This is a genomic window from Rhodococcus sp. JS3073, assembly GCF_026810085.1.
Taxonomy (GTDB): domain Bacteria; phylum Actinomycetota; class Actinomycetes; order Mycobacteriales; family Mycobacteriaceae; genus Rhodococcus_F; species Rhodococcus_F wratislaviensis.
Window position 1 is genome coordinate 3,312,911 of the sequence record NZ_CP113951.1, and the last position, 22,981, is coordinate 3,335,891.

19 protein-coding genes, 1 pseudogene and 1 riboswitch are annotated in these 22,981 nt (G+C 69.1%); of the genes and pseudogenes, 7 read left to right on the forward strand and 13 right to left on the reverse strand.

Translation table 11 applies throughout. From position 1 onward, the window contains the following. Nucleotides 1–25 precede the first annotated feature (25 nt). Complete coding sequence (locus tag OYT95_RS14930; RefSeq protein ID WP_370184656.1) at nucleotides 26–535, forward strand: flavin reductase family protein; 510 nt, start codon at nucleotides 26–28, stop codon at nucleotides 533–535. A gap of 5 nt (nucleotides 536–540) precedes the next feature. Here the strand turns inward: OYT95_RS14930 and OYT95_RS14935 are convergent, their stop codons facing one another. The 4 genes and pseudogenes from OYT95_RS14935 to OYT95_RS14945 form a co-directional block, all read right to left on the reverse strand. Further along, a complete protein-coding gene (locus tag OYT95_RS14935; RefSeq protein ID WP_037242358.1) occupies nucleotides 541–1,167 on the reverse strand; it encodes a hypothetical protein in 627 nt (208 codons plus the stop codon). 49 nt (nucleotides 1,168–1,216) lie between these two features. Then, the gene (locus OYT95_RS44685; RefSeq protein ID WP_368680942.1) at nucleotides 1,217–1,309 is read right to left on the reverse strand and encodes a putative leader peptide; all 93 of its coding nucleotides are present in this window, start codon (nucleotides 1,307–1,309) and stop codon (nucleotides 1,217–1,219) included. Nucleotides 1,310–1,313: 4 nt separating this feature from the next. Further along, nucleotides 1,314–2,609 carry an aminotransferase class V-fold PLP-dependent enzyme gene (locus OYT95_RS14940; protein ID WP_268791828.1) on the reverse strand — a complete coding sequence of 432 codons (1,296 nt, stop codon included), beginning with the start codon at nucleotides 2,607–2,609 and terminating at the stop codon, nucleotides 1,314–1,316. Between the two features lie 51 nt (nucleotides 2,610–2,660). Continuing rightward, a riboswitch (SAM riboswitch) is annotated at nucleotides 2,661–2,775 on the reverse strand. Between the two features lie 80 nt (nucleotides 2,776–2,855). Further along, nucleotides 2,856–4,102, reverse strand: a pseudogene (locus OYT95_RS14945) (MlaD family protein). Between the two features lie 295 nt (nucleotides 4,103–4,397). Here OYT95_RS14945 and OYT95_RS14950 point away from each other — a divergent pair. From OYT95_RS14950 to OYT95_RS14965, 4 genes are read left to right on the forward strand one after another with little or no spacing between them, the layout of a single operon-like run. Further along, entirely contained in the window at nucleotides 4,398–5,879 is a 1,482-nt protein-coding gene (locus tag OYT95_RS14950) for a purine-cytosine permease family protein (RefSeq protein WP_037242518.1), read from the forward strand. A 27-nt stretch (nucleotides 5,880–5,906) separates the two neighbouring features. Continuing rightward, nucleotides 5,907–6,545 carry a TetR/AcrR family transcriptional regulator gene (locus tag OYT95_RS14955; protein ID WP_112302037.1) on the forward strand — a complete coding sequence of 213 codons (639 nt, stop codon included), beginning with the start codon at nucleotides 5,907–5,909 and terminating at the stop codon, nucleotides 6,543–6,545. Between the two features lie 2 nt (nucleotides 6,546–6,547). Next, nucleotides 6,548–7,546 (forward strand): nitrilase-related carbon-nitrogen hydrolase, encoded by a 999-nt coding sequence (locus OYT95_RS14960; protein ID WP_128640142.1) that lies wholly within the window; start codon nucleotides 6,548–6,550, stop codon nucleotides 7,544–7,546. Next, nucleotides 7,543–8,568: an agmatine deiminase family protein gene (locus OYT95_RS14965; protein WP_268791829.1), complete on the forward strand. Its 1,026-nt coding sequence runs from the start codon at nucleotides 7,543–7,545 to the stop codon at nucleotides 8,566–8,568. Before OYT95_RS14960 ends, OYT95_RS14965 begins: the two co-directional genes overlap by 4 nt. Here the strand turns inward: OYT95_RS14965 and OYT95_RS14970 are convergent. Continuing rightward, on the reverse strand, nucleotides 8,565–9,800 hold the full coding sequence (locus OYT95_RS14970) for an RNA polymerase sigma factor (RefSeq protein WP_268791830.1): 1,236 nt from the start codon (nucleotides 9,798–9,800) through the stop codon (nucleotides 8,565–8,567). The genes OYT95_RS14965 and OYT95_RS14970 overlap by 4 nt on opposite strands. Continuing rightward, a complete protein-coding gene (locus tag OYT95_RS14975) occupies nucleotides 9,800–10,501 on the reverse strand; it encodes a YciI family protein (protein WP_268791831.1) in 702 nt (233 codons plus the stop codon). The genes OYT95_RS14970 and OYT95_RS14975 overlap by 1 nt, the downstream gene beginning before the upstream one ends. A gap of 220 nt (nucleotides 10,502–10,721) precedes the next feature. Here OYT95_RS14975 and OYT95_RS14980 point away from each other — a divergent pair, with 220 nt between their 5' ends. After that, nucleotides 10,722–14,612 carry a Pls/PosA family non-ribosomal peptide synthetase gene (locus tag OYT95_RS14980; RefSeq protein ID WP_268791832.1) on the forward strand — a complete coding sequence of 1,297 codons (3,891 nt, stop codon included), beginning with the start codon at nucleotides 10,722–10,724 and terminating at the stop codon, nucleotides 14,610–14,612. Beyond that, nucleotides 14,609–15,925 carry a M1 family metallopeptidase gene (locus OYT95_RS14985; RefSeq protein ID WP_268791833.1) on the forward strand — a complete coding sequence of 439 codons (1,317 nt, stop codon included), beginning with the start codon at nucleotides 14,609–14,611 and terminating at the stop codon, nucleotides 15,923–15,925. Before OYT95_RS14980 ends, OYT95_RS14985 begins: the two co-directional genes overlap by 4 nt. Before the next feature lie 7 nt (nucleotides 15,926–15,932). On the opposite strand, the gene OYT95_RS14990 is transcribed toward OYT95_RS14985, so the two are convergent. The 7 genes from OYT95_RS14990 to OYT95_RS15020 are packed head-to-tail and all read right to left on the reverse strand — an operon-like array spanning nucleotide 15,933 to nucleotide 22,968. Next, complete coding sequence (locus tag OYT95_RS14990) at nucleotides 15,933–17,189, reverse strand: MFS transporter (protein ID WP_268791834.1); 1,257 nt, start codon at nucleotides 17,187–17,189, stop codon at nucleotides 15,933–15,935. Further along, nucleotides 17,186–17,833 (reverse strand): GntR family transcriptional regulator, encoded by a 648-nt coding sequence (locus tag OYT95_RS14995; RefSeq protein WP_268791835.1) that lies wholly within the window; start codon nucleotides 17,831–17,833, stop codon nucleotides 17,186–17,188. The genes OYT95_RS14990 and OYT95_RS14995 overlap by 4 nt, the downstream gene beginning before the upstream one ends. 40 nt (nucleotides 17,834–17,873) lie before the next feature. Continuing rightward, nucleotides 17,874–18,314: a RidA family protein gene (locus OYT95_RS15000; protein WP_268791836.1), complete on the reverse strand. Its 441-nt coding sequence runs from the start codon at nucleotides 18,312–18,314 to the stop codon at nucleotides 17,874–17,876. Beyond that, nucleotides 18,307–19,899, reverse strand: coding sequence for a gamma-glutamyltransferase family protein (locus OYT95_RS15005; RefSeq protein WP_268791837.1), 1,593 nt, complete (start codon nucleotides 19,897–19,899; stop codon nucleotides 18,307–18,309). The genes OYT95_RS15000 and OYT95_RS15005 overlap by 8 nt, the downstream gene beginning before the upstream one ends. Further along, on the reverse strand, nucleotides 19,896–20,258 hold the full coding sequence (locus tag OYT95_RS15010) for a Rieske (2Fe-2S) protein (protein WP_005245019.1): 363 nt from the start codon (nucleotides 20,256–20,258) through the stop codon (nucleotides 19,896–19,898). Before OYT95_RS15010 ends, OYT95_RS15005 begins: the two co-directional genes overlap by 4 nt. A 29-nt stretch (nucleotides 20,259–20,287) precedes the next feature. After that, nucleotides 20,288–21,730 carry an aldehyde dehydrogenase family protein gene (locus OYT95_RS15015; RefSeq protein ID WP_268791838.1) on the reverse strand — a complete coding sequence of 481 codons (1,443 nt, stop codon included), beginning with the start codon at nucleotides 21,728–21,730 and terminating at the stop codon, nucleotides 20,288–20,290. Next, nucleotides 21,727–22,968, reverse strand: coding sequence for an NAD(P)/FAD-dependent oxidoreductase (locus tag OYT95_RS15020; RefSeq protein ID WP_268791839.1), 1,242 nt, complete (start codon nucleotides 22,966–22,968; stop codon nucleotides 21,727–21,729). The genes OYT95_RS15015 and OYT95_RS15020 overlap by 4 nt, the downstream gene beginning before the upstream one ends. Nucleotides 22,969–22,981 lie beyond the last annotated feature (13 nt).

Consider the following 22,981-nt stretch of genomic DNA (forward strand, 5'->3'; position numbering starts at 1 on the left):
CCGCGACCCTCAACTCGCCCCCGGAATCTGCGCGGACGACTACCGCGCAGCCCTCCGCCGCCACCCGGCCGGGGTCACCATCGTGACCCTCGACTCGGGGTCCGGCCCGGTCGGCTTCACCGCGTCCTCGTTCTCCTCCGTCTCACTGGACCCGCCGTTGGTGTCGTTCAACATCGCGAACACGTCGTCCAGCATCGATGCACTACATTCCGCGGATTCGCTGGTGATCCACCTTCTCGGAGAGCACCAGCAGCACCTGGCTCAGCGATTCTCCCGAAGCGCCGACCAGCGGTTCGCCGACGTGTCCCTCTGGGCGCGACTCGACACCGGCGAACCGGTCCTCCACGGAACTCCCAGCTGGTTGCGGGTCATCGTGGACCAGTTGATTCCCGTCGGCGATCACACGCTCGTCATCGGCCTCGTCACCCGCGTCCATGCCGAGGCAGACGACGATTCCGCTTCGGCTCCCCTGCTGTATCACGAAGGCCGGTACTACCGGCCCACTCCGCTCGGCTCAGCGAACAACGGCAGCTGACCTGGTCAGGACGCCAGCACCCGCTCGCGGAGGGGGAGCTCGAAGCGACGCAGCGCTTCGTCGACGGCGTCGGCGGAGGTGACGAGACCGCGCTCCTCCAGCCACGGGAGGGTGCCGTCGACGAGCTGCTCCAGAACCCTGGGCAGCGACAGCGGCAGCAGGGTCACACCGTCGGCGACGCCTGCCGCCTGGATGTCGGCGATGAGTCCGGCGAGGCCGACCGGAGTTCCGATGTACTGCAACGACACCGGAGCACGCGGTGTCTCCAGGGCGCTGTCGAGGAGGGCCAGCTCCTTGCGTGCGGCGCGGGCCTCTCCGGCGATGAGCACCTCGAGGTCCACCAGGACGGTGACGCCGTCGGGGTCGCGACCGTCGGCGACGAGTTCGGCGCGGATCCGCGCGCGTTCCTGCTGCGCCTCACGCAGATCGGATGCCCGGATCCGAACGACGTTCGGCGGGAACGATGTGAGGTCGAGCTGATCCGTCGAGTCGGCGGTCAGGTCCACCCAGTAGTCCGCACCGTTGATCGGCCGCGTGCCTGCGGCGCCCTCGGCCGCCGGGTGGTGGCCCGATCCGGTCAGTTCGACGGCGACGCGGAGGGGACGGGAAACGAAGGCATTGTCTCGAGACATAGGGGTTCCTCGGGAATGACGTGTGAATGAAACGGAGCTGGAAGAACGGTCAGCTCGAACACATACCCGAGGCGGTTCGGCACAGATCGACATGCCGACGGCACCAGTGAGCAATCATTGTGCTCCCAGCCTGCGATGCCATGCGGTCATACTAGCGCGTCCTGCGAAAAACGTGTCTCCGGCACCGGATTCCACTGGCCGCTCTCGTTGGCGTAGGTCCAGCTCCGACGCCCCGCCACCAGGGTGCGCACCGCGTCGACCAGCCGATCCACGTCCTCGGAGCAGCTTCCGAGACCCACACTCACCCGCACGGCGCCGTCGGGCCTGCCGAGGCGTCCCAGCAGCGGATGGGCGCAGAAACGCCCGTCGCGAACTCCGATTCCGTGTTCGGCGGACAGGTAGGCGGCGATCTCTCCCGGCTCGAACCCGTCGATCGTGAACGTCACGATCCCCACGGTGTCGGGGGCGTCCGACCACAGCCGCAGGAACTGCAGGCCGTCGACGGAGCCGAGGCCGTCGAGGAGCCGGCCGGTGAGCGCCGCCTCGTGTTCGGCCACCGTGCCGAAGTCCAGCTCGGACAGCGCATCGCACGCGGCGGCGAGCGCCGCCGCGCCGAGCACGTTGGGGGTTCCCGCCTCGTGCCGGGCAGGGGCGGGCGCCCACTGGGTGGATTCGACGGTCACGTTCCGGACTGCTCCGCCGCCCGCGAGGTAGGGCTCGGCGGCGTCGAGCCAGTCCCGGCGGCCGACCAGCACGCCCGAGCCGAAGGGGGCATACAACTTGTGTCCGGAGAATGCGAGGTAGTCGACGCCCCACTTTTCGACATCGATGCGGCGGTGCGGTGCAAGCTGAGCGGCGTCGACGAGAATCCGTGCGCCGCAACGATGCGCCACCTCGGCGAGGGTGGCGATGGGCAGCACCTCGCCGGTCACGTTGGACGCACCCGTCACCGCGAGTAGGGCGGTGGGCTTGGAGCACAGTTCGGCGACGAGCAGGCGGACCGTCTCGTCCAGCGTGTCCGCCGCCCTCACGACGCGAGAGTTCCTCCACGGCAGCAGGTTCGCGTGATGCTCGATGTCGAGGACCACGGTGCTGCCGGGGACGCAGCCGGCGAGCAGATTCAGCGAGTCGGTCGTGTTCCGGGTGAAGACCACCACCTGGTCCTCGCCCGCTCCGACGAACCGGGCGACCGAGTCGCGTGCCTTCTCGTAGCACTCGGTCGACACTCGCGACGCATAGCCGGCGCCGCGGTGCACGCTGGAGTACGTCGGAAGCAGTGCCGCGATTCGGTCGGTCACCTGCGCCAACGCCGGGGCACTGGCGGCGTAGTCGAAGTTGACGTAGGCGCAGTCGCCGCCCTGAACGAGCGGAACCCGCAGGTCGGAGCCCGAAACCTGGGCCAGGGGGGCAACACACACGTCAGCGGTCAATACAGCAGTCATCACGACATCCCTCGTAGTCAGGGACTCGTCGCAGGGTCGGTGCCCTCTCGGAGTCCGCGCTTGCCGGGTTCGGTATGAACCTCAGCCTGGTCGTCACCCGGAGCACCCCGCCGCGGTGGAGGGTTGCCGACCAGCTAGCCGGGGCTTGACGCTGGTACTCGTGACCTGTTTCGAAGATTGCAGGATCGACGCGCGGTTGTCAACCCGAACCCGGGAGGGTCCGGCATCCGGGCGCAAGAACCCGCGTCAGTTGGGGGTCACCCCGAGGAGCGGGGCGAGCTGGTTCGCAATCGGGTTGAGGTCCAGCCTGTTCGGGTCCTTCTTCGGCTTCGAGTCCCACGGCTGCACGGTGGCGGGGTCGCCGAACACGATCCGGTTCGCACTGCGGACGCCGGTGAGACTGCCCTGCGGAGCCGCGCAGGACGCCGCGGTGTTCTGCGGGAAGTCCTGCTGCGTGTCGTCGAAGTTCGGGTCCTTCCGCTTCATCTCCTCGAGGATCGCCTGGGTGCCCTCGTAGCCGACGGTGCACGATGGCGGATTGTTGGTCTCGGCCACCAGGCCCAGGTGAACGGTTCCGTCGCCGGGCGCAATGGTCGACGACGCCGCCGCCACCCCCGGCAGGTACACGAACAGGGTCTGCAGGGCCGTGGCCTGCACCGCGATCGCCTTCGTCGTGGCGGACAGGTTGGCGAGGTTCGTCGTGACACCCGGTGCGACCGCCGAGACGAGTTGCCCCAGTTGATCACTCGCCGAGTTTCCGTTGTCGATCAGCCGCCGGACGTCGGGGTCGCTGCTGCGCAGCCGATCCGCAAGCGAGTCCAGGTCGGCACTGAAGTCCCTGATTGCAGAGGACTGTTCGGACTGCGTGTCCAGCACTGCGCGACTGTCTCGCACCAAAGCCATTGTCCGATTGAGTGATTCGGCGCCCGATGCCGACAGCCCGGAGAACGAATCCGCGAGTGATTGCAGGTCTTCACCCTTGCCGTCGAACGCCGCGCCGAGTTCCGTCACGACCGTGTGGAGCGCGTCGATCGGCACGATTCCGTCAATCCCTGCGTGCCGGCAAGCAACTCTTCGACGGGCACCGGCGTCGACGCATCCTCGGCGGCGATACGGGACCCGTTCGCCAGGAACGGCCCGCGATCGGTGGCGGGCTGAAGGTCGACGTACTGCTCGCCGATCGCCGACCTGTTCGCCACGAGGGCTTTCGCGGACGCGGGAATGCCGGGCGCGCTCGAGTCGATTCTCAATTCGACGACGACGCCGTCCGCGGTCAGGGACATGTCCCCGACGCGGCCGACCGGCACGCCGCGGTACGTGACTTCCGCATTGGTGAAGATGCCGCCCGACGTCTCCAACTCGAGGTTCACCGTGTATTCGCCGAAGCCGAGGAGATTGTCGAGGCGCACGTAATTCGCACCCACGTAGACGAGGCCCATGAGGGCCACGAGAACGAATCCGATCAGCTGCCACCGGACGAGCGGCGACCTCACCGTCCACCCTCGATCCCGCGTCGAGCGAACGCCGTCCCCGCTGCGGCGAGCCGGCACCGATTCGCGAAACGACTGTTGATGGCAGCGACAGGCACAGGCACTCCAATGACAGAGGGATACATGAGACGAGCAGTTACACATATATCTAGTCCGGTAGCCGTAGCAGCGCAAACTCCGCACCACCCGCGGTGGTGCACGTCACCCGAGGGTCTTGACTGAATTTTCAGTTTGGAATATCTTCAGTACTCAACAGGACGTGATGACGGTCACCTCCGCCGAGAATGTGAGGTCCGCAGTGTCCACGAATCTCGACCCGACGACGCCCCTCGACGACACCGCCCCCTCCCCGCCGGAGGACCGTTTCGGACACGTCGAGACGATCGGCGTGGAGTACATCCCCGAAGCGGAACGCGATTCGCGACCGCTCAACATGCTCGCCGTGTTCTTCGGCGGCAACCTGGCGTTCTCGGTGATCGTGTTCGGCTGGCTCCCGATCACGTTCGGACTCGGGTTCGGCAGTGCGATCGCGGCCAGCGCGGTCGGCATCGGACTCGGCACGCTCCTCATCGCCCCTCTGTCACTCCTGGGCCCGCGCACCGGCACGAACAACACCGTGTCGAGTGGTGCGCACTTCGGAGTGAGCGGACGGATGATCGGCTCGGGGCTCACCCTGCTCTTCGCCCTCGCATACGCCGCGATCGCGGTCTGGACCTCGGGTGACGCGCTGATCGCGGCCGCCCACCGCCTGCTCGGCACGCCGGTCGACAACGGCATGCTCGCCCTGGGTTACGGCATCATCGCCGCCGAGATCGTGGCCGTCGCGCTGTTCGGCCACGGCACGGTGGTCGCGCTCCAGAAGTTCGTGCTGCCCGTCGTCGCCGCGCTGCTCCTGCTCGGTGTCTTCGCATTCGCGGGTCGCTTCGACGGCGGAGCGGGCAGCGGCGACTATCTCCTCGGCGGATTCTGGCCCACCTGGATTCTGGCCGTGGTGCTCGCCGTCGGCGGTCCGCTGTCGTATGCCCCGACGCTCGGCGACTACAGCAGGCGGATCTCCCGAGTGCGGTTCAGCGACCGTTCGATCGTCGCGGCCACCATGGCAGGCATCTTCTTCGGGCTGTTCCTGACGGCAGCTTTCGGATCGTTCACCGCGTCGACGTTCACCACGCTGAGCGACTCCTACGTTGCCGATCTGGTGGCGGAGGCGCCCGGTTGGTACGTGCTGCCGATCGTCCTCGTCGCACTCGCGGGAGGACTGGGCCAGGGCGTCCTCAACGTCTACGCCAGCGGCCTCGACCTGGAGGCTCTGATCCCCCGGTTGCGCCGCGTCCACACCACGTTGATCACGTCGGCGCTCGCGGTGGCCCTGCTCTACATCGGTGTCTTCGTCGTCGACGCCGTCGATTCGATCACCGCGATGACCCTGGTGCTCAACGGTTTCGCCGCGCCGTGGGTGGCGATCAACGTCGCCGGTTTCCTGGTTGCGAGGCGAGGGCAGTACGACGCGGTCGACCTCCAGGTCTTCAACCTGGGCCGCAAGGGTGGGCGGTACTGGTTCACCGGCGGCTGGAATCTGCGCGCCGTCATCCCCTGGGCGGCCGGATCGGTGTTCGGCGTCCTCGCCGTGGACACGTCGCTGTACTCCGGGCCCCTTGCCGACATCGCGCACGGTGTCGATGTCAGTCTTGTCGGATCGTCGGCCATCGCCGTGGCCGGCTACCTCGTCGCGCTGCGACTGTGGCCCGAACACGTGGCCCCGGTCGAGGCGCCGACGTCCTAGGACGACACGACCGAAGGAGATTCACCGATGAGCGAGCGACGCGATGCGATTCTGAAGGCCAGCGCGACGGCCATTGCCCAACGAGGCATCCGCGGGCTTCGCGTCAACGATGTCGCGGAGGTCGCGGGCGTGTCGCCGGGCCTGCTGTACTACCACTTCAAGGATCGCATCGGCCTCCTCGAGGCCGCCCTGAACTACATCAACGACCGTGCCCGCGCCTACCGCGGCGAGGGCGAGGGATCCGGCGACTCCGCCCGCGACCGCCTCACCCGCTCCCTCCTCGGCGAGATCCAGGACCGTCCCGAGGTCGTGGAGAACTCGCTGGCCTGGAACGAGTTACGCGCATCCGCCGTGTACGAGGAGGCGTTACGGGAGCCCCTCGCACGGACCACCGCCGCGTGGGTGTCGGAAATCGCCGACGCGATCGCGCAGGCGCAGGGCACCGGTGAGATCGCCCCCTCCCTCGACCCCCGGCGCACCGCGGTCACCATGACCGCCCTCGTGGAGGGCCTGTCCGGGCGGTGGCTCTGCAAGGAGATCTCCACCGAGGACGCCCGCTCCCATCTGCTCGGCGCGATCGACGTCGTGATGTCCGAGCCCACCCACCACTCCGATCCGACCCACCACATTTCCGACACCCCCATCACATCCAGACCGAAGGAATAACGATGACCATTCGCACGATCACCGCACTGCCCGCTCCGTCCTCACCGGCGCGCTTCACCGAATCCGCCCGCACGCCGCTGCGGGTCGGGCTGGTGCAGCACCGCTGGCGTCCCGATGCCGACGCACTCCGCACCGAGCTGACCGACGCGATCGGCGAGGCCGCCGCCCTCGGCGCTGCCGTGGTGTTCCTGCCGGAACTCACGTTGTCGAAGTACCCCGCCGACACCCGCGCGACCGGGACCCCCGGCCGCGACGCCGAGAACCTCACGACCGGGCCCACCTACACTTTCGCGGCCGCCGCCGCTGCCCGGCACGGGGTCTGCGTCCACGCCTCCCTCTACGAACGAGCCGACGGCCCGGACGGTCTCGGCTTCAACACCGCCATCCTCGTGTCCCCGTCCGGTGAACTGCTCTCCCGGACCCGCAAGCTGCACATCCCCGTCAGCGCCGGCTACTACGAGGACACCTACTTCCGCGGCGGTCCCGCCGACGACGCCTACCCCGTCTACCGCCCCGCCGAACTGAACGGTGCCGCACTCGGTTTGCCGACGTGCTGGGACGAGTGGTTCCCCGAAGTCGCGCGGATGTATTCACTCGGCGGCGCCGAGATCCTCGTCTACCCCACCGCGATCGGGTCGGAGCCGAGCGCCCCGTCTTTCGACACCCAGCCGATCTGGCAGCACGTGATCGTCGGAAACGGCATCACCAGTGGCACATTCATGGTGGTCCCGAACCGCTGCGGCAGCGAGGGCGGCATCGACTTCTACGGTTCCTCGTTCATCTCCGACCCGTACGGCCGGGTGCTCGTGTCGGCTCCCCGCGACGAGGAGGCGGTCCTGGTGGCCGATCTCGACCTCGATCAGCGGAAGGACTGGCTCGATCTCTTCCCGTTCCTGACCACCCGCAGGCCGGACACGTACACCCGGCTGACGGATCCCGTGGACCACGAGCACCCCTACGGGCTCCCGACGACCGTATCGGCCGCGGAGACCCGGTCATGACCTGGCGTATGCCCAGCGAGACCGAACCGCAGGAACGGGTGTGGATGGCGTTCCCGCCCCTCGGGGCCTCGATGACCGCGACAGCGGACGACGCGCACGAGGCGCGGACCGCGTGGACGGCCGTCGCCCACGCGATCACCGAATTCGAACCGGTCACCATGGTCGTCGATCCGGCGGACCGGGACGTCGCCCGGCAGTACCTGTCCCCGGACGTCGATGTGGTCGAGGCTCCCCTCGACGACGCCTGGATGCGCGACATCGGACCCACATTCGTCCTCGACGAGAACGACCGCCTCGGTGCCGTCGACTGGACGTTCAACGGCTGGGGACAACAGGAGTGGGCCACCTGGGACCGCGACCGGTCGATCGGCGCGGCCGTCACCCGGTGGTCCGGTGCCCAGCCGGTCCCGTCGTCGATGGTCAACGAGGGCGGCGGGATCCAGGTCGACGGTCGCGGCACCGTGCTCGTCACCGAGACCGTGCAACTCGACCCGCTGCGCAACCCCGGCCTGGACGCGGCGGGAGTCGAGGCCGAACTCGCGCGCACGATCGGCGCCGAGCACGTCGTCTGGCTCCCCCGCGGCCTCACCCGGGATTCCGAGAAGTTCGGCACCAAGGGGCACGTCGACATCGTCGCGGCGTTGCCCGCACCCGGGGTCGCTCTCGTGCACTCCCAGCGCGACCGATCCCACCCCGACCACGAGGTGACCGCCGAGATCCTGAAAGTTCTCTCCGACAGCCGTGACCGTTCCGGTGCGCCGTGGCGGATCGTGGAGGTGCCTGCCCCGACGGTCCTGCGTGACGAGGAGGGCTGGGTGGATTACAGCTATATCAATCATCTCGTCGTCAACGGCGGCGTCATCGCGTGCGGCTTCGACGACCCCCACGATGCTCTCGCCCGCGACATCCTGTCGAGCGTCTACCCCGGTCGCCGCGTCGTCACGGTCGACGCCCGGCAGATCTTCGCGCGGGGCGGCGGCATCCACTGCATCACCCAGCACCAGCCTCGCGGGCGGATCTAGCTGGCACTGTTCTCACTGTCCACTTCCGCGAGCCGCCTCGCCAGGAATCGCCGGGTCGGTTCGTTCGCCGCCAGGCCGATCGCGGCGCGGTACTCCGCGCTCGCCTCCGCGGGCCTGCCCGCTCGGCGCAGCAGGTCGGCGCGCGTCGCGTGCACGGTGTGCGTCCGCGCCAGCCTCGGCTCCCCGGCGAGTGCGTCCAACTCGGCGAGGCCGGCGTCGGGGCCGTCGCGGAAGCTCACTGCGACAGCGCGATTGAGACGGACCGCAGGTGAGTCACCGTACGTCCCGAGTTCGTCGTATCCGGCGACGACGGCGTTCCACTCGGTGGCCGCCCAGTTCGGCGCCGTCGCGTGGGCGGCCGCGATCGTGGCCTGCGCGCTGTACGGACCGCCTCCCCTGCGCCGTGCGGCCCGCAGGCACACGACGCCTTCCTCGATCTTCGCCCGGTCCCAGCGCCGACGGTCCTGGTCCTCGAGGGAGACGAGATCGCCCGCGCCGTCCGTTCGCTGGGCGCGCCTACTGTCGTGAAACAGCATGAGCGCCATCAGCGCCCACGCCTCACCCTCGTCCGGCATCAGCTCGCACAGCAACCGGCCGAGCCGCAGCGCCTCCTCGCAGAGTTCGTCCCGGATCGCGGTGTCGCCCGACGTCGCCGAATAGCCCTCGGTGAACACCAGATAGATGCAGGCGAGCACCTGCGGGGTGCGCTCCGGCAGCAGATGGTCGGGCGGGACCCGGAAGGGGATACCGGCGGTCCGGATCTTCGACTTCGCGCGGCTGAGCCGTTGGGACACGGTCGGTTCCGGGGCAAGGAACAACCGGGCGATCTCCGCGGGCCTCAGCCCGGCCACGAGGCGGAGAGTCAACGCGACCTGCGACTCCGGGGACAGCGCGGGATGGCAGCACGTGAACATGAGCCGCAACTGGTCGTCACGCACCGGCCACACCTCTTCCTCGTCCGGAGGCGGAACGAGCCGCGCCGCATCGTGCTCCTTGTCGCCGCGCAACGACTCCCGGCGCAACCGGTCCAGGGCCCGGTTGCGTGCGACGGTCGTGATCCAGGCTCCCGGGTTCTTCGGCAGCCCCGCCTCCGGCCAGCTGCGGATCGCCTCGGCGAACGCCTCCTGGACCGCGTCTTCCGCGAGGGACAGGTCACCGACCATCCGTGCCACGGTCGCCAGCGCCCGACCGGACTCCTCCCGGAAGACGCGGCCCAGCGTGTCGCCGTCCATTACTCGGTGTAGGCGACGATCTGCCGGAGTTCGATGCAGCCCTTCGGCGTCACCGGGATCTTCGCCGACAACGCGATCGCGCTCTCCCGGTCGTCGGCCGCGAGCACGTACAGGCCGTTCGCGACCTCGGCTGTCTCGGCGAAGGGGCCGTCGGTGAGAAGGAGTTCCCCGTCCCGGACGCGGATCGTCGTCGCGGAGTCCGGCGGATAGAGGGCTCCGCCGCCGCGCACCGCGGACCCGGCGAGGCGACCGAACTTCTCGTGCTCGGCCATTCCCTCGTCCCACTGGGGTGTGCCCGGCGCCACCGCCGCCGCCACCGGTTCGCGGAGCAGCGCCATCCAGCAGCCCTCTTGATCGGTCACGGGCATCCACTCGAACATCGGCCACAACTCGATGATCGCCTCGGGGATGTGCCGCGCCACATTCAGCACCTCGTCCAGGTCCGGTCCCTCGAGGACGTAGAAACCACCGATCACCTCCGCGGTCTCCGCGAACGGACCGTCCGTGATCAGTGTGCGGCCGCCCTCGTTCCGGATGGTCGCCGCCTCCGCGCTCGGATACAGGGCACCACCTCCGACGATCGCGGAGCCCGCTCTTTCCGTGAACGCCTGGTGGCGCGCAACGGCCACCGCGAACTCCGGACTGTCCGGTGCCCACTCGGTGGCGTTCTTCTCGTCCGCCAGCAATGCCAGGTAGTACATGAGGTCATCCTTCCTCTAATCGAAGGAACCCGGGTGCTCCTTCTGACCAGACGACGAAGAAGAGAAGCGAACTTCTACATGCGCGGTGCGAGAACCGGCAACTGCGGGTGAAGAATGGTCGAAGAAGCCCTACCGACCACCAACTGTTCACCATCTGGCCACTTGATCGTGAGATAACGAGCCGTACGCACCACCACCCGCTCAGAGAAGGAATTCTGGATTGTCTCTCCAGTCGCCGACGGATTCGGACCTGTCGCTCCGTATACCCCGGGAATTCCTCCGCCGTGAATTCGCACCGGCGCCGCGCACACTCGTCGACATCCTGGTCGCGACGGCCGAGGCGAACCCCGAAGCCCCGGCGATCGACGACGGCTCGACGTCGCTCACCTACCAGGAACTGCTCGAGGAGATCCGGCAGACCGCGGAGGTCCTGGCCGAATCGGGAGTCGGGGCCGGCGATCGCGTCGGAATCCGCATGCCGTCCGGATCCTGCTCGCTCTACGTCGCGATCCTGGCGACGCTCGCCGTCGGCGCCGCCTACGTGCCGGTCGACGCGGACGACCCCGAGGAACGCGCCGAACTCGTGTTCGGTGAGGCGCAGGTCCGGTGCGTGATGACCGGCGCCGGGATCACCGCAGGCACCGCCCCCGACAGGGCCGAGTCGCCGAGCGCCCGTCCGCCGACCGTCGACGACGACGCCTGGATCATCTTCACCTCCGGTTCCACCGGCACCCCCAAGGGGGTCGCGGTGAACCATCGCAACGCGGCGGCGTTCGTGGATGCCGAAGCCCGGATGTTCCTGCAGGAAGACCCGATCCGGCCCGGCGATCGGGTGCTGGCCGGACTGTCGGTCGCGTTCGACGCATCCTGCGAGGAGATGTGGCTCGCGTGGCGTCACGGCGCCTGCCTCGTGCCCGCACCCCGGTCCCTGGTGCGCAGCGGCATGGACCTCGGCCCGTGGCTCGTCGCGCGCGACGTCAGCATCGTCTCGACCGTGCCGACCCTCGCGTCGCTGTGGCCCGCCGAGGCCCTCGAGGCCGTGCGCCTGCTGATCTTCGGCGGCGAGGCCTGCCCACCGGAGCTCGCGGAGCGACTCGCCGTCGACGGACGCGAGGTATGGAACACGTACGGGCCCACCGAGGCGACCGTCGTGGCCTGCGGCGCCCTGATGGACGGCAAGAGTCCGGTCAGCATCGGTCTCCCGCTGGACGGCTGGGACCTCGCAGTGGTCGACGGAACCGGTGAACCCGTCCCGGAGGGCGAGGTGGGCGAACTGGTCATCGGCGGCGTCGGCCTGGCCCGGTACCTCGACCCGGATAAGGACGCCGAGAAGTACGCCCCGATGCCGACACTCGGCTGGGACCGCGCGTACCGCAGCGGCGACCTCGTCCGCCTCGACCGCCGCGGACTGCTGTTCCAGGGTCGCGCGGACGATCAGGTGAAACTCGGTGGCAGGCGGATCGAACTGGGAGAGGTCGACAACGCCCTGCAGAACCTTCCCGGCGTCGGCGGCGCCGCCGCGGCCGTGCGCCGGACCGGAGCCGGGCACCAGATCCTCGTCGGCTATCTGGCCAGCACCAACCCCGACTTCGACCTCAAGGCGGCGCACACCGCGCTCACGGAGCAACTCCCGGCGGCGCTGGTTCCCCGGCTGGTCCTCGTCGACGAACTGCCCACCCGCACGTCGGGCAAGGTCGACCGGAACGCCCTGCCCTGGCCCCCGCCGGGTATCGACGACGCCGCGGAGAAACTGGGCCTCGAGGGCACACAGGCCTGGGTCGCGGGGCTGTGGACGGCGATTCTCGGCGCCGAGATCACGGGCCCCGACGACGACTTCTTCGAGCTCGGCGGCGGATCCCTCTCGGCAGCCCAGCTGGTCACGGCACTGCGCGAACGGTTCCCCGAAGTGACGGTCGCGCAGCTCTACGACCATCCGAGGCTCGGTTCGCTCGCGGAATACCTCGACGAGCTGGCGCCGATCGACGCCGCCGAACCCCGCATCGTCACGCCGACTCCGCGTCGGAGCCAGCTCGCGCAGATCGCGGCCACGATTCCGCTCACCACGCTCACTGGCCTGCAGTGGGTCACGTGGCTGGCCATCGCGAACAACGCCTTCTCGTGGTTCACGACGGTGTCGTGGGCGCCCACGGTGTCGTGGTGGTGGATTCTGCTCGCGTTCTTCGTGTTCATCAGCCCGGTCGGCCGGATGGCGATCTCGGTGATCGGCTCACGGATCCTGCTGCGCGGACTCGAGCCGGGAACGTATCCCCGAGGCGGCAGCGAACACCTGCGACTGTGGGTGGCGTTGCGCCTGACCGAGGCCAGCGGCGCCGCGAACCTGTCTGGCGCGCCGTGGATGCTCTACTACGCGCGGGCGCTCGGCGCCAAGGTCGGCAAGGGGGTCGACCTGCACACGCTCCCGCCGGTCACCGGCATGCTCGAACTCGGCGACGGTTGCTCCATCGAACCCGAGGTCGACCTGTCGGGGCACTGGGTGGACGGCGACGTCGTCCACATCGGTGCGATCAAGATCGGTCCGGGTGCGTCGGTGGGCGCCCGGTCCACGCTGATTCCCGGCGCCACCGTAGGCCGAAACGCCGAAGTCGAGGCCGGTTCCGCCGTGTTCGGACGCGTCAAGGCCAATCAGCACTGGGCCGGTTCACCGGCGGTCAAGGTCGGCAAGGCCGTCCACCCGTGGCCCGAGGAGACTCCGCGCCGCGCGGCTTACTGGGTTCCCGCGTTCGGCGTGACGTCGATGCTCATCGCCGGACTGCCGATCTTCGCCCTCGTCGCCGGCATCGTGGTCATCGGCTGGTGGATCCGCGACGCAGGCACGATCGGATCCGCCGTACTCCAGTCGCTGGTGATCCTTCCCGTCGCGACGCTCGTCAGCCTCGCCGTGTTCGCCCTCCTCACGGTCGTGTCCGTCCGGCTGCTGTCCATCGGGCTGCGTGAGGGCTACCACCCGGTCCGCAGTCGCATCGGCTGGCAGGTGTGGGCCACCGAACGACTCATGGACTCCGCCCGCACGTTCCTGTTCCCGCTGTATGCGAGTCTCCTGACGCCGGGATGGCTGCGGTTGCTCGGCGCCCGGATCGGCAAGAACGTCGAAGCGTCGACCGTCCTCATGCTGCCGAAGTTCACCACCGTGGCGGACGGCGCGTTCCTCGCCGACGACACGATGATCGCGAGTTACGAACTCGGCGGCGGCTGGATGCACATCGAACACGCGAAGGTCGGCAAGCGCGCCTTCCTCGGCAACTCCGGGATGACCGGTCCCGGTCGGCGCGTGCCCAAGAACGGCCTCGTCGCCGTGCTCTCGGCCACGCCGTCGAAGGCGAAATCCGGTTCCTCCTGGCTGGGCAGTCCCCCGGTCCGGCTCCGCAGGGCGCCCGGCGACGCCGACGCCTCCCGCACGTTCCGTCCCCCGGTCCGGCTCAAGATCGCCCGTGCGGTCGTGGAGACGTGCCGTCTCATCCCGGTGACGGTGACGTTCGGAATCGGCCTCGGCGTGCTGTTCGCGCTGCAGGTGATGGCTCACCACATCGGCTTCTGGCTCGCGGCGCTGGCCAGCGGTGTCGTCCTCCTCGTCGCGGGCGCGGTCGCCGGGCTGATCTCCGTGATCGCGAAGTGGCTGGTGGTGGGTCGGATCGGCAAGATCGAGCACCCGCTGTGGAGTTCGTTCGTGTGGCGGAACGAGGTGTCGGACGCCTTCGTGGAGACCGTCGCCGCACCCTGGTTCGCCCGTGCCGCCACCGGCACCGCCGTGCTCAACGTCTGGTTGCGGGGTCTCGGCGCCACCATCGGCAAGGGCGTGTGGTGTGAAACCTATTGGCTCCCCGAGGCGGATCTCGTCACGCTGGGCGACGGCGCGACCGTGGAACGGGGGTGTGTCGTGCAGACTCACCTGTTCCATGATCGGATCATGTCCATGGACACCGTCATCCTCGGGGCCGGCGCCACCCTCGGGCCGCATTGTGTCGCGTTGCCCGCCGCCCGGATCGGCGAAGGCGCCACGGTCGGCCCTGCCTCACTCGTCATGCGCGGCGACACCGTGCCGCAGTCCACGCGCTGGCAGGGGAATCCGATCGCCCCCTGGGCGGCGAGGTGAAGTCCGAGAAGGGGATCGACGAGCCGGTCGACCCGTACCTCCCCCAGAACGGCAACCGCGGATACCGGGTGTCCCGGTACGAACTCGACCTCACCTACAAGGTTCACAGCAACCGGCTGACAGGCAAGGCCACGATCACCGCGGTCACCACCGAGGCTCGCTCGCGGTTCGCTCTCGATCTGGCGGCCAACCTGCACGTCACGAAGGTCGCGACCAACGGTTCCCGGAACACGAAGTGGCTGCACCGGAACGGCAAGCTGATCGTCACGCCCGCGCAGACCGTCCCCGCGGGCGGCGCCCTCGTGCTCACCGTCCAGTACGGGGGTTCGCCGAAACCGATCCGCAGTGTGTGGGGTGAGGTCGGCTGGGAGGAGTTGTCCGAGGGCGCGCTCGTCGCCAGTCAGCCCAACGGGGCGGCGTCCTGGTTCCCGTGCGACGACCACCCGAGTTCGAAGGCGAGTTACCGCATCGCGATCACGACCGATTCGCCGTACTACACGGTGGCCAACGGTGCGCTGGTCAGCAAGCAGACTCGGGCCAGCCAGACGACGTGGGTGTACGAGCAGACCGAGCCGATGGCGAGTTATCTGGCCACCATCCAGATCGGGCCGTACGAACGCCGGAGCCTCGGTTCCGGCGGTGTCCCCATGTTCGCCGTCCATCCGCCTCGATTGCGCGCGCCGTTCGACGTGGACTTCGGCCGGCAGCCTCAGATGATGGACGTGTTCTCCCGATTGTTCGGCCCGTACCCGTTCGCCGACTACACGGTGGTCGTGACGGACGACGAGTTGGAGATCCCGCTCGAGGCGCAGGGGCTGTCGATTTTCGGCGCCAACCATTGCACCGGCCGGCGCTGGTCCGAACGCCTGGTGGCGCACGAACTGGCTCATCAGTGGTTCGGCAACAGCCTGACGCTCGGCCAGTGGCGCGACATCTGGCTGCACGAAGGCTTCGCCTGTTACGCGGAGTGGATCTGGTCGGAGAACTCCGGTGGACATTCCGCGCACGAGCTCGCCCTGCAGGCGCATCAGGGCCTGTCCCGCAAACCGCAGGACCTGGTGATCGCCGATCCGGGACCGCAGCTGATGTTCGACGACCGCGTCTACAAGCGCGGCGCTCTCACACTCCACGCTTTGCGACGCCGGCTCGGCGACGACAAGTTCTTCGGGTTGCTTCGGCAGTGGACGCTGGCCCATCGCCACTCGACCGTCACGAGCGAGCAGTTCACCGACCTGGCCACCCACTACACCGACGAGCCGCTGCGCCGGCTGTGGGATTCCTGGCTCGGCGAGAAGACCCTGCCGCCGATGTGAGCTGCGGTCACTCCGGGTTCGGCAGGTGCGCGCGCCACTTCGTGAGTGCGACCGCGAGGCAGCCGGCGGCTGCGACCGCGCCGAAGACGAACATTCTCGGGTACGTCACCGCCGGGAACGTCTCGGACAGGTAGGCCATCACGGCGGGTGTCCCGAATCCCAGGTAGGTGAGCGAGTAGAAGACGGCGGTCAGTCCGGCGAGGTCGTCCGGTCCTGCGATCCGCTGAATCTCCTGCAGTCCGGACACCATGGCCATGCCGTATCCGCAGCCGAGCACGACGGCGGCGGCGAGCGCGAGCGGAACGGTCAGCGCCGACGCTGCGACGGCGGCGACGCCCATTCCGGCGAGGACGACGACGAGTGACACCACGACGGCACGCGCGTTGCGGGGGGTGTCGATTTTGCGGCCGAGTGCCTGGATCGCGAATCCCGCCCCGAGGCCGACCGCGCACATGAGCGCCGAGAACGCGAGCGGCAGCCCACCGGTGTTCCCGGACATCAGCGACGGCAGCACCGCGTAGGCGGCGGCCGCCGTCCCGAACACCCACGGCGCGAGCGGCGCGATCACGAACAGGAATCGCTTGTGTGCGGCGGACGGGATCGCGAGGTCGCGGGCGAGCGAGACGCGCTCGGCGACCGGCTGGGCCGCGCGGGTCTCCGGGGCCCGCCACAGTGCGACTGCAGCGGCGACGGCGATCGCGCTGTGCACGACGTACGCCAGGACGCTCGGCAGCGGCGCCCACTGCGCGAGAACGCCGGCGACGCCCGCGCCGAGGCCGAAGCCGCCGGTCAGACTCATCGCTGCCCGTCGCGCACCGGCACCGTCCGTGACCGTGGGATCCCACGGCGCGGACGACAGTTCCTTCACCCAGCTGCCACCGACGGCCATGCCGAGGCCGAGCGCGACACCGCACAGGACGCGGCCGACGATGAGCATCGCCGCGGAGTCGGCGCCGAGGGCCAGGAGCGCGGAACCGGCGATCGTCAGGAACGGTGCCGGGAGCAGGATCGGCCGCCGTCCCAGCCGGTCGGAAAGGGGTCCGCCGAGGAGCAGGGCGGGCACGATCCCGACAACGTAGGCGAACAGGAACAGATCGACCGTGACCGGGGAGAAACCGTGGTCGGCGCGGTACATGCCGAGGAGCGGCGTGAATTCGTTGCCGCCCCACGCGACCGCGAACATGGTCGCGGCCACCAGCAGCCAGGCGCGCGGCGACGCGAGGGCCTCCGGCGCCTCCCTCGGGGATTCGCGGACGACGGTCATCGCGCAACTCCTCTCGGGTTGAGGGCGTGGACCTGGCGCATGTGGACGAGTACGGCGGTGTCGTACCCGGCGACGTCACCCGCCTCGACGAGTTCGGTCAGCTGCTCGTGGTCGGCGATGATCCTGGGCAGCTGTCCCGGGTCGCGGGTGATCGAGTGTGCCGTCATGCGGCGCTGACGCTCGCGAATGCTGGAGTAGAACGTCGCGAGCAGCGGGTTCTCGCCGGCCTCGACGATCATCCGATGGAAGTCGGCGTCGGCCGCGCTGAAGGCGGCGACGTCGCCGCGCTCGGCGATCGTCCGCTGCTCCGCGAGGTTCTCGCGCAGGCGGGCGACGAGGAGTTCACGGGCGTGTGGCTGATCGGCCAGCACCCGGACGCTGTGCGTCTCGACGAGTTGCCGGGCGTCGACGACGTGCTCTGCCTCGCCGTCGGCGACGGGCACGATGAGCGCGCCGCGCTTCGGGTAGAGCCGCATCCAGCCCTCGGCCTCGAGCCGGAGGAACGCTTCGCGCACCGGGGTGCGGCTGAGCCCCATGCGTCCGGCGATCTCGCCCTCGCTGATCAGCTCACCGCCGGGCAGACCGCCCGACAGGATGAGCTCTTTGACCTCGCGATAGGCCTGCTCCGCGGCGGAATACAACATAGACACAAGATGTATTTATACTCCGGAGACGGATTCGGGTCTATGCAGAGACAGCCACTGTGAGCTCTATCTCCACAGGTGCGCCGGACGGCAGGGCGTATACACCGATCGCGCTGCGCACCGGCAGCGCGTCGGGTCCCAGGCATTCGACCAGCACATCCGACGCGCCGTCGGCCACCGCGGACAGTTCGCGGAAGTCCGGGGTACACGCGACGAAGACGCTCATGCGCAGGCAGCTGGAGATGGCCGCCGTGCCGCCGACGGCCGCGGCGACGGCGGCGACCGCATTCCTCGCCGCCAACCCGGCCGCCTCCCGGGCCCGCGGGATGTCCAGGTCCCGTCCGACGACACCGGTAACCGTCAGCACACCGTCACGGCGTGGCGTCATCCCGGCGCTGTACGCGATCCCGTCGTGCACGACAGCGGGAACGTAGCGGCCCTGGGGCCGTGGAGCGGTAGCGACGGATTCCTGCTCAGACACCGAGTGCAATTCCTTCCTGGCGGGGGTCGGCGGCGCCGGACAGCAGCCCGCGCGCTGCGTCGAGGGAGATGATCTGCGCGCTGCCACCGGCGGCCCACGGACCCTGCAGTGCGACGTCGTGACCCAGACGCCCCAACTCGGTGCGCACCTCCTCCGGAATGCGGGACTCGCACCGCAGTTCCGCCGGGCTACCGACCACATCGGCGTCGCTGCCGGGGAAGACCGTGAAGCGGGGCGCCGCGACGGCCTCCGCCGGGTCGAGCCCGTGATCGAGCAGGTGCGAGATCAGTTGCATGTTCCATTGCACCTGACCGTCCCCGCCCGGGGTGTTTCCGACGTGCAGGAGATTCCCGGCTGTATCGGTGATCACCCACGCGTTGAGGGTGTGCAGCGGTTTACGCCGCGGCACCGCGGCGTTGGGATGTCCCGGAATCAAGTAGGCCCCGCGGCCGTATCGGTTGTTCAGCACAACGCCGGTGCCGGGAACGGTCATCTTGGCGCCGAACGTGAAGGCGAGCGAGTGGATGAAACTGACGGCACGGCCGTCGGAGTCCACCGCGACGGTCGAGGTGGTGTCTCCGGCACTCACACCGAAGGCGCCCGCCGACGCCCGGCGGCCGTCCAGCCGGTCTCTCGCCGCCCCGATCGCAGCCGGCTCGAGCACGGCCTTCCACCCGTCGTTGCCGGTGCCGCAGGACGCGAACCGGTCCTCGAAGGCCAGACGCGCCGCCCTCGCCATGCGATCGACCGCCGGAGCGGTGAGCCAGGGGGAAAATCCGACGACGCCGTCGTTCAGCGCCGCCTGCTGGAGCACCATCCACCCCGGCGTGGGCAGGGGTGTCTGGTGAACGACTGCACCGGCGTAGTGCCCGGTGATCGCCGACTCCGGTCGCGCGTCGGCGCCTGCCGACCACTCGTCCCCGCCGAACGGCGCCCCACCGGCGCGGAGGGCCTCGACAGCCCGCCGAGCGAACGAGCCGGTGTAGAAACCGTGCACGTCGCGCGCGAGCTCACGAATGGACCGGGCCAGGTCGCGCTGCGGCAGCAGCTCCCCGACCTGCGGCAACCGTCCGCCCGGGAGATACACCGCACGCAGGCCGGGGTCGGCAGCGATCGCGGTCTGCGCTTCTCTCACGTCGTCACGCGTCTTGGCCGAGCAGGGAAGCCCCTTCTCCGCCGCGCGCACCGCCGGCGCCCACAGATCCGTCAGCGAGCGGGTGGCGCCGCCCGCGTGCAGCGCGCCGAGGGCCGCCGGCGCTCCGGGAACCGCCACCGCCAGCGCCCCGTCGAGGGGAATCGACCGCAGCCCACGTTCTGCGTAGAAGTCCACGTCACCGCCGTCGGGCCCGAAGCCGCTGCCCCCGACCGTCCACACCGATCCGTCCGGTTCGCGGACGACGGCGAACGCGTCACCGCCGATCCCGCATTGCCCGGGCAACGTCAGCCAGGTCATCGCGACCATGGCCAGCGTCGCGTCGATGGCGTTGCCGCCGTCGGCCAGTACTCGGGCACCTACGGTGCTCGCCGCGGGATGACTGGACGAGACCATGCCGTCGGCGGAGAGAGTGGACGGTCGCGGGTTCACTTCATGCACCCCCGGGCGGCCCGCCGGCGCGGGATGGAGCTGGTGTCGTCGGGGTCGATGCCGACGAAGATCTCGCCGTCACGTTCCTCGACCGGGTAGGTCTTGATGGCCACCGTCGCCGGTGGGCACACGGGTTCCCCGGTCTCGAGATCGAATACGCTTCCGTGGCAGGAGCATCCGATGCCGTCGTCGACGAGTTTCCCGGACGAGAGCAGGCAGTCCAGGTGTGTGCAGTAGTTGGACGTGGCGTAGGCCTTCCCGTTCAGGCGGGCCACGGCGAACTCGTGTTCGCCGGCGAAGAAGCGGCGCACGATGCCTTCGGAAACCTGTCCGGAGCGCGCAACGCGAGTGAATTCCATGGTCTTCTCCCTCTGTCGACAGGTAGATCTCAGGCCGAAGGGCTGAGGTAGACGGTCTTTTCGGCTTGGTAGAACTGCATCATCGAGTCCCCGGCCTGTTCCTTGTGGGTCTGCGTGCTCGATGCCTTGTATCCGCCGAACGGCGCGTTCATGCTCATGCCGGTGGTGGGCTGGTTGATCTTCACCAGACCCGATTCGGAACGGCCCGCGAACGCGAGCGCCTTGGTCACGTCGTTGGTGACGATTCCCGCGCTGAGCCCGAATTCCGTGTCGTTCGCGAGTGCGACCGCCTCGTCGAAGCCGGACGCCCGCAGGAAGACCAGCAGTGGGCCGAACACTTCTTCCGTGACCACCCGCATGTCCGGGCTGCCGCCGGCGAACACGGTCGGGACGGCGAAATAGCCGGTCTCACTGTCGAGACGTACTCCGCCACAGACCAGTTCGGCCCCTTCGTCGCGGCCGATCTGCACGTACTCGAGGAATTTGGCGAGCTGCCCCTCGCTCGCGAGAGCCCCCATGCCCACACCAGGGTCGGCGCCCGGGCCCACGGTGATCCCTTCGGCGAGCTCCACCACGCGGTCCAGCAACCGGTCGTGGATCGCGTCCACGGCGATCACCCGGCTGGTACCCGTGCACGCCTGCCCGGACAACCCGAAGGCGCCCTTGACGATCAGCGCGGCGGCCTTGTCGACGTCGGCGTCGTCGAGAACCACGACGGGGTTCTTGCCGCCCATCTCGAGCTGACTGCGACGAGACGGACCCACCGCCGCGTGAATCGCGCGGCCCACCTGGGTGGAACCGGTGAACGTCACGGCATCGACGCGCTCGTCCGCCGCGACCGCGGCACCGGCACGACCGGAGCCCTGGACCAGGGCGAGGGCCCCGGCCGGAAGTCCCCCGGCGAGCAGTGCCTCGACCAGCCGCTGTCCCATCAACGGCGTGAGCTCGGACGGTTTGAACACCACGACATTTCCGGCGGCCAGGGCCGGTCCGAGTTTGCGCGACGGAATGTTGAGCGGGAAGTTCCAGGGGGTGATCGCCCCGACGATTCCGACGGGTTCGCGCAGGGTGATGACGAGGCCCTCCCCCGGCGTGGGATACGTGCTGCCCGTGGTGCGCAGCGCCTCGCCCGCGTAGAAGCGCAGGTTCATCGGCGTGCGGCCGACTTCCATGGCCGCCTCTGCCCGGGTCTTGCCCTCCTCCCGGACGAGTTCGCCGACGAGGTCGTCTGCCCGCGCCTCGAGGTGCGCGGCCGCGGCTTCCAGGATCGCCGCGCGGCGTTCCGGGGGCGTCGCGGCCCACTGCGGCGCCGCCTTGGCCACCGCGCTGACGGCGGCATCCACGTCCGCCGCCGTCGAGTCCGGGAACACGCCGATCACGTCGTCGTGGTCGGCAGGATTTCGTCGCTCGAACATCGCTCCGGTGGACGACGGGACCCACTGCCCGTCAATGAGATTGAGACCCTCGATCATGACACCGTCACCAATTCCTCGTCGTCCTCGTCCATCAGGTCGAACAGGTCGACGTCCTGATCCGCCAACCGGGCCGGCGCGATCGACCGGCCGATCAGTTCTCTGGCCGCGCTGATCTCGTCGCCGCGGTCGAGCGTGAAGGCGCCGCGCACGACACCGCTGTCCAGATAGAAGGCGGTGAACTCGCCGTCGTCGGCGCTGCCGCGGAGGACCAGGTCGGTGTAGCGGGCGGTGCCGGTGAACTGGATGTTCTTGCCGAACTGATCGGACCAGAACCAGTGCGCGGGGTCCACCACCCCGACGCGTCCGAGCATGAGGTTCGCGGTCGCCGCCCCCTGCTTGCTCGCGTTGTCGAAGTGTTCGACGCGAACGTGTCGTCCTGCTGCGTCGGAGAATCGCGCTGCCACGTCGCCGGCGGCGTAGACATGCGGAACCGATGTCCGCCCCTGTGCGTCCACGAGGATTCCGCCGTCGACGGCAAGTCCGGAGGCCTGCGCGACCTCGACGTTGGGGACGATCCCGATGCCCACCACCACGACGTCGGCCTGAAGCACCTCTCCGCCCTCGAGTGCGATGAGCACGCCGTCCGTCCGGGTCGTCACGGTGTCGACCCGGACGCCGCCGCGGACGATGACTCCGTTGTCCCGCTGCAGCCGAGTGCAGACCTCACCCATCTCGGGTCCGAGAATTCGGGCGAGAGGTACCGCGTCCGCTTCGAGGACGGTCACGTCCGCTCCCAGGGTTCTTGCGGTGGCGGCAATTTCGAGTCCGACGAAGCCCCCGCCGATCAGCACCAGACCGACGCCGGGGCGGAGGTGGGCGGCGAGCCGTTCGGCGTCGTCGATCGTCCGCAGGTAGTGCACCCTTTCGGTTGCCGGACCGTTCACCGGTATCGTGCGCGGCCTGCCGCCGGTCGCGACGAGTACCGCGTCGGCCGCAAGGCTTCGGCCGTCGGACAGTTCGACCGACCCGCCACTCGCGTCGATCCGGGTCACCGTCGTGCCGGTGAGAAGTTCGACGTTCTGCGTGTCTCGCCACGCGTCGGGCAGCAGCATCAGCGACTCGCGATCCTCCTGCCCGGCAAGGAATTCCTTGGACAGCGGCGGGCGCTGATACGGCGAATGCGGCTCGGCGCCGACGAGGAGGATCCTGCCGTCGAACCCTCGGCGCCGCAGCGTGCGCGCCGCGACGGCAGCGGTCTGGCCGGCGCCGATGGTGACGATGGTGTTCAGCGTCATGGGGTCACTCGCT

What these genes read in the sequence shown, in the direction of transcription:
- OYT95_RS14935 (WP_037242358.1), bottom strand. Translation starts at nt 1,167, where the DNA reads ATGTCTCGAGACAATGCCTTCGTTTCCCGTCCCCTCCGCGTCGCCGTC.
- OYT95_RS44685 (WP_368680942.1), bottom strand. Translation starts at nt 1,309, where the DNA reads ATGGCATCGCAGGCTGGGAGCACAATGATTGCTCACTGGTGCCGTCGG.
- OYT95_RS14940 (WP_268791828.1), bottom strand. Translation starts at nt 2,609, where the DNA reads ATGACTGCTGTATTGACCGCTGACGTGTGTGTTGCCCCCCTGGCCCAG.
- OYT95_RS14955 (WP_112302037.1), top strand. Translation starts at nt 5,907, where the DNA reads ATGAGCGAGCGACGCGATGCGATTCTGAAGGCCAGCGCGACGGCCATT.
- OYT95_RS14960 (WP_128640142.1), top strand. Translation starts at nt 6,548, where the DNA reads ATGACCATTCGCACGATCACCGCACTGCCCGCTCCGTCCTCACCGGCG.
- OYT95_RS14965 (WP_268791829.1), top strand. Translation starts at nt 7,543, where the DNA reads ATGACCTGGCGTATGCCCAGCGAGACCGAACCGCAGGAACGGGTGTGG.
- OYT95_RS14970 (WP_268791830.1), bottom strand. Translation starts at nt 9,800, where the DNA reads ATGGACGGCGACACGCTGGGCCGCGTCTTCCGGGAGGAGTCCGGTCGG.
- OYT95_RS14975 (WP_268791831.1), bottom strand. Translation starts at nt 10,501, where the DNA reads ATGTACTACCTGGCATTGCTGGCGGACGAGAAGAACGCCACCGAGTGG.
- OYT95_RS14990 (WP_268791834.1), bottom strand. Translation starts at nt 17,189, where the DNA reads ATGACCGTCGTCCGCGAATCCCCGAGGGAGGCGCCGGAGGCCCTCGCG.
- OYT95_RS14995 (WP_268791835.1), bottom strand. Translation starts at nt 17,833, where the DNA reads ATGTTGTATTCCGCCGCGGAGCAGGCCTATCGCGAGGTCAAAGAGCTC.
- OYT95_RS15010 (WP_005245019.1), bottom strand. Translation starts at nt 20,258, where the DNA reads ATGGAATTCACTCGCGTTGCGCGCTCCGGACAGGTTTCCGAAGGCATC.
- OYT95_RS15015 (WP_268791838.1), bottom strand. Translation starts at nt 21,730, where the DNA reads ATGATCGAGGGTCTCAATCTCATTGACGGGCAGTGGGTCCCGTCGTCC.
- OYT95_RS15020 (WP_268791839.1), bottom strand. Translation starts at nt 22,968, where the DNA reads ATGACGCTGAACACCATCGTCACCATCGGCGCCGGCCAGACCGCTGCC.